The sequence below is a fragment of the Streptomyces sp. MnatMP-M17 genome (assembly GCF_900091995.1).
Classification (GTDB): domain Bacteria; phylum Actinomycetota; class Actinomycetes; order Streptomycetales; family Streptomycetaceae; genus Streptomyces.
The window spans coordinates 1-1,858 of record NZ_FMDK01000752.1 but is presented as its reverse complement, the minus strand read 5'-3'; the positions used below and the strand labels follow the sequence as shown (position 1 = coordinate 1,858).

Annotated in this window: 2 protein-coding genes and 1 pseudogene; all 3 read right to left on the bottom strand. The window is 71.4% G+C overall.

The window, feature by feature from the left end; all coding sequences use genetic code 11:
• Positions 1–180: pseudogene (locus GA0115259_RS41270) on the bottom strand (pseudouridine synthase); the annotation flags it as partial.
• Positions 180–815, bottom strand: coding sequence for an SMC-Scp complex subunit ScpB (scpB, locus tag GA0115259_RS29815; protein WP_093602784.1), 636 nt, complete (start codon positions 813–815; stop codon positions 180–182). The pseudogene GA0115259_RS41270 and the gene scpB, both read right to left, overlap by 1 nt.
• On the bottom strand, positions 812–1,858 hold a 1,047-nt coding region (locus tag GA0115259_RS29810; protein WP_237540590.1), incomplete at its 5' end, for a segregation and condensation protein A. The genes GA0115259_RS29810 and scpB, both read right to left, overlap by 4 nt.

Here is a 1,858-nt window from a genome sequence, read left to right as displayed (position 1 = left end):
CTCCTCGGGACGCGGGCGTGACGGCCGCTTCTGCTGGTCGTCCCGGCCACCGCCGCCGGCGCTCCGGCCGCTGCCGGCACCCCGGCCGCCCCGGTCGTCCCGGCTGTTCCGGTTGCCTCCGCCGCTCCCGCCTCCGCTGTTCCTGTTGCCGCTTCCGCTGTTCCTGCCACTGCTTCGCATCAAAGTTCCGTCTTGTCGTCTGCGTCGGTATCCGGTGCGTCCGGATCGAACGACGGAACACCTTCCTGGCTCTCGGCCTCGATCGCGTCCGCCTCGGGGAGGAAGGGCGCGAGCTCCGGAAGTTCGTCCAGGCCCCGCAGGCCCATCCGCTCCAAAAAGTAGTTCGTCGTCCTGTACAGGATCGCACCTGTTTCAGGTTCCGCGCCCGCCTCCTCGACCAGCCCGCGCTGGAGCAGCGTGCGCATGACGCCGTCGCAGTTGACTCCTCGTACCGCGGAGACCCGCGAACGGCTCACGGGCTGGCGGTACGCGACGACCGCGAGGGTCTCCAGCGCGGCCTGGGTGAGCCGGGCCTGCTGGCCGTCGAGCACGAAGCCCTCGACGGCCTCCGCGTACTCGGGCCGGGTGTAGAACCGCCAGCCGCCCGCGATCAGCCGCAGCTCGAAGCCGCGGCGCTGGACGGTGTACTCGTCGGCGAGCGCCCGCAGCGCGTCGGCGACGGCCCGCCGGGGACGGTCGAGGACCTTGGCGAGATGTTCCTCGGTGGCGGGCTCGTCGACCACCATGAGGACCGCCTCCAGAGCGGGCTTGAGATCCAGTTCCGCGACGGTACGTGACTGCTGCTGCTCGCTCACACCTTCTCCTCGCTGTCCTCGGCGGTATCGCTGTCCTCTACGGCGCGGCCCTCGGCGGCCCGGTCCTCCACGGCACGATCCTCTGCGGCACGGTCCTCGGCGGCCCGGTCGAATTCGTCGGTCACGGCCGGCTCAGTGTCGCCGTCACCGCCCGTCCAGCGGACCATGAGCCGACCGAGAGCCTCCTCCTGGTCCAGGGAGACCGCCCGCTCCCGGTACAGCTCCAGCAGGGCCAGGAACCGCGCCACGACGGTGAGTGTGTCGGCGGCGTCCGCCGTGAGCGCCTCGAAGCTGGCCTCGCCGCGCTCCCGCAGCAGCGCGACCACGATCCCCGCCTGCTCCCGTACGGAGACCAGCGGCGCGTGGATGTGGTCGACGTACACCTGCGGCTTGGGCTTCGGCTGCATCGCCTTCACGGCGAGCGCGGCGAAGCCCTCGGGCCCGATCCTGATCACGACCTCGGGGAGCAGCGCGGCGTGCTGGGGCTCCAGTCCGACGGTACGGGGATAGCGCCGGGCCTCGGCGTCCAGGCGCCCGCTGAAGATCTCGGCGACCTGTTTGTACGCGCGGTACTGGAGCAGCCGCGCGAAGAGCAGGTCCCGTGCCTCCAGCAGCGCGAGATCCGCCTCGTCCTCCACCTCGGCGGTGGGCAGCAGCCGGGCGGCCTTCAGATCCAGCAGTGTGGCGGCGACCACGAGGAACCCGGTGGTCTGGTCCAGGTCCCAGTCGGGGCCCATGGCCCGGATGTGCGCCATGAACTCGTCGGTCACCTTGGACAGCGCGACCTCGGTCACATCCATCTTGTGCTTCGAGATCAGCTGCAACAGCAGATCGAACGGCCCTTCGAAGTTCGCCAGCCGCACGGTGAACCGCCCGTCGTCGGCTTCGGACTCACCGTCGGTCTCGGTGGCGGGCTCGGCGGGCTCACCGTCGGGCTCGGCAGCCTGCGCGACGACCGCGCCGGGCGTTTTGGGCGCCACCTCCTGCACCGCAGGAGCGACAGCCGCCGTCGCGGGCGCGGGCACTGCGGCCTCGGGCGCGGG